The organism is Frankia sp. CoBUL1 (genome assembly GCF_978021245.1).
In genome coordinates, this window is record NZ_CDXDOS010000318.1 from 1 (window position 1) to 3421 (window position 3421).

Below are 3421 nucleotides of genomic sequence, written 5' to 3' on the forward strand. Positions count from 1 at the left end.
TCAGGGGCTCGCGGACAGCTCTCTCGCAAGATCGTTTAGGGCGCTCCGTCGCGGACGGCCGAAACGGCAAAATGCCTGGTCAGAGGCCCTGTGAGCGGGTAGACTGACCCCTGTCCCGGAGGATGCATAGACACACATTGGACTACGCGGTCGGCACGCTTGCGGCCGTGGCGTTCGCCGGCGTCCTCTACGCGGTGGTATCGAGCTCCGCGACCCGGTCGCTGGTCTCCTCGGTGGTGCAGCGCGCGCTGACCGTGGCGTTCTGAGCGCGGCCGTGATGCCTGTGCGCTCCTCCCAGCAGCCGCCGCAGCCGGTGACCCGCCGACGTGGGAGATCCGTCCGCGGGTCGGACCGCGGCCAGGCCACCGCCGAGCTCGCGATCGGCCTGCCCTCACTGTTCGTCGTCTTCTTCCTGGCTGCCTGGATGCTCGGTGCCGTCGCAGCCCAGACCCGATGCGCCGACGCGGCACGCATCGGCGCCCGCCTGGCCGCCAGGGGGGAGCCGGATTCGGCCGTGCACACCATGGTGATCCAGGCGGCACCCGTCGGCTCCACCGTGACGCTGCACCGCGGCGCGGGTCGGCTCGAGGTCCAGGTGTCGGTGCACGTCGGTGGCATCGGCGTCAGCCGGCTGGTTCCCGGCATCGAGGTGGCGGCGCGGGCCGTCACCCCCGTCGAGGCGACGGTCGATCTTCCGTCCGATCTTCCGTCCGATGCCCCCACCGGATGCCCGGCCCGGATGGTGTCGTGAGCGGGGCGCGCCGGCTGAGGACGCTGCCGACCGTCACGCCGGGGGTAGCGCCGTCCGTCGCGGCCCCCGATGCGGGGTCCGCGACGGTATGGCTGCTGGCCGTCCTGTTCGCGCTGCTCTCGCTGGTGAGCGTCGCGTTCACCGTGACGGTGATCAGCGCGGTCCGGCAGCGGGCCGCTGGAGCGGCGGATCTCGCCGCCCTCGCGGCCGCAGCGATGCCGCCCGCCGACCAGCGGACGGTGTGCGCGCGGGCCGACGAGGTCAGCGCAGCCAACGGGGCGCGGCTGGCAGCCTGCCGGGTCGACGGCAACGCCGTCGAGGTGACGGTCCTCGCGCGCCTACCGACGGTACTCGGCCCGCTCCCGGAGCTGTCCGCCCACGCCCGTGCCGGGCCGTGGGGAGGAGCGGATGGTGTCTACTTCCCGGTCGGCGTGGACGACCCGGTTCCGGAACGGACGCCCTCGCGAGGTTGGGCGGCGCCGCTCGCCGCATCACCGCCACTGTCACGGCGCCGCAGATCAGCGACGCGGGCGACGATCCGGTCGCCCCGGTGGGGATGGGTGATGATCTGGCCCGAGGACGCCGCGGTGGGAGCAGCCGCGGGCATCGGAGCGGTTACGGAGGCCGGAGCGGCCGCCGGGCGCGCCTCGGGCGGGGCCGTCCGGGTTCGCGCCCCGCCGGTGGCGGCTTCGACGGACCGGGGGCCGCCGGTGGCGGGCACGGGCGGCGCGGAACGCACCAGCGCCTCCATCTCCCGGGCGCGCTGGCGTTCCATCCGGTGGCGGCGGCGATCCCGCGCGAAGCCCTGCAGGAAGAGCTGCACACCGGCCGCTACCAGCACTCCCGTGGCCAGGCCGAGGACGAACAGGCCCCAGGTGTCGAACGAGAGCATCTGTCCCATGATCAGGACTACGGTGTGACCGCTGTTCTCCAACACGAGATCCGCGGTGAGAACTCCAGCCACCAGCAACAGCACGACACCGACGGTTACCACCGAGACCTCCAGAACCATGGACGTTGGTATAAACGACGGAGAAAAGTCGATCTGGTCGACATACCCGGGTCCGGTCGCGGGGGAACCACGCCGCGGCGAAGTGGTCACGGGGCTAGCCGATCATGGCGGTCACCGCGGCGAGGAGCCGCCAGGCAGCCGCCTTGTCGAGCGGCTCATTGCCATTTCCGCATTTGGGCGACTGGACGCACGACGGGCACCCCGCCGGGCACTCACACGCTTCGATCGCGTCCCGGGTCGCAGCCAGCCAGGCACCGATTCGGAGGAATCCCCGTTCAGCGAAACCCGCCCCGCCGGCGTGTCCGTCGTAGACGAAGACGCTGGTGCGTTCGGTGTCCGGATGGAGCGCCGTCGAGACACCGCCGATATCCCAACGGTCACAGGTCGCGAACAGCGGGAGCAGACCGATCGCCGCGTGTTCGGCGGCGTGGACGGCGCCGGGGACATCCGCAGGCTCGATCGCGGCTCGGGCAAGCAGGTCGTCGGACAGCGTGTACCAGACGGCCCGGGTCCGCAGCTGACGCGGCGGCAGATCGAGAGGCTCCTGCCCGAGTACCTCGCCCGTCGCGATCAGCCGCCGCTGGTATCCGACGACCTGGCTGGTGACCTCGACCACGCCGAGGTGCACCTCCACGTCGGGCAGCACCCGGGATCGCGACGACTCCACCACCCTGATGTCGGTGTGGTCACGCGCGGTGGTCGTCCATTCCGGCGTCGACTCGCATACGAACGCGACGGATTCCTCGAGGTCGAGGTCCTCGACCACGAAGCTCGATCCCTGGTGGAGATAGACCGCGCCAGCGTGCACCGTCGTGTGCGAGGTCGCGGCGTCCACGGTGCCCAGGAGCCGACCGGTCCGCGCTTCGACGATGCGAACCGGTGGTCCTCCCGCCCCTCGGATGTCCACATCCGGCCGGGCCCGTTGCGTCCAGAACCAGCCTGTGGGCCGGCGGCGCAGCCGTCCTCGGCGGACCAGGTCGTCGACGGCGAACGCAGCGGTCGGTCCGAACAACGCCAGATCCGCCTCGGTCAGCGCCAGCTCGGCCGCGGCGCACTCCAGGTGCGGAGCGAGCACGTAGGGATTGTCGGGGTCGAAGACGCTGGCCTCCACCGGCCGTCCGAAGATGGCTTCGGGATGATGCACCAGGTAGGTGTCAAGCGGATCGTCCCGGGCGACCAGCACGGCCAGCGATCGCCGGCCATCCCGCCCGGCGCGTCCGGCCTGCTGCCAGAGCGAGGCGAGCGTGCCGGGAAAACCGGCGGTGACGGTGGCGTCCAGCCCGCTGATGTCCACCCCGAGCTCGAGTGCCGACGTCGCGGCCGCCCCGAGCAGGGCGCCCGAGCGGAGATCCTCCTCCAGGGCCCGTCGCTCCTCCGGCAGGTAGCCTGCCCGATACGCCGCCACCCGGTCGGCGAGGTCCGCGGTGATCCGACCGAGTTCGCGGCGGGCGGTCACCGCCACCACCTCGGCGGCCCGTCGCGAGCGGACAAAGACCAGGGTGCGCACACCGTCCGCGACGAGGTCCGTCAGCAGGTCCGCGGACTCGGCTGTCACCGACCGGCGGACGGGGGCGCCGTTCTCGCCCGGGCCGGGCGCGGAGGTCGGGCCCTCCCGGTCCGGCGAGCTCTGCCCGGTCGTGAGCAGCGGAGGTTCGTAG

Annotated in this window: 4 protein-coding genes and 1 pseudogene; 3 read left to right on the forward strand and 2 right to left on the reverse strand. The window is 72.2% G+C overall.

Annotated features, from left to right (window positions below; genetic code table 11):
- Positions 1–137 precede the first annotated feature (137 nt).
- The 3 genes and pseudogenes from AC08OX_RS16180 to AC08OX_RS16190 all read left to right on the forward strand — a co-directional run.
- Complete coding sequence (locus tag AC08OX_RS16180) at positions 138–266, forward strand: DUF4244 domain-containing protein (protein WP_476608585.1); 129 nt, start codon at positions 138–140, stop codon at positions 264–266.
- Between the two features lie 11 nt (positions 267–277).
- Complete coding sequence (locus AC08OX_RS16185; RefSeq protein WP_476608586.1) at positions 278–751, forward strand: TadE family type IV pilus minor pilin; 474 nt, start codon at positions 278–280, stop codon at positions 749–751.
- Positions 727–1134, forward strand: a pseudogene (locus AC08OX_RS16190) (Rv3654c family TadE-like protein); the annotation flags it as partial. The gene AC08OX_RS16185 and the pseudogene AC08OX_RS16190, both read left to right, overlap by 25 nt.
- A gap of 32 nt (positions 1135–1166) precedes the next feature.
- Here the strand turns inward: AC08OX_RS16190 and AC08OX_RS16195 are convergent.
- Both AC08OX_RS16195 and AC08OX_RS16200 read right to left on the reverse strand, forming a co-directional pair.
- Entirely contained in the window at positions 1167–1745 is a 579-nt protein-coding gene (locus AC08OX_RS16195) for a hypothetical protein (RefSeq protein WP_476608588.1), read from the reverse strand.
- Between the two features lie 112 nt (positions 1746–1857).
- Positions 1858–3421, reverse strand: a 1564-nt coding sequence (locus AC08OX_RS16200) for a Zn-binding domain-containing protein (protein WP_476608587.1), incomplete at its 5' end; no start/stop codon positions are given.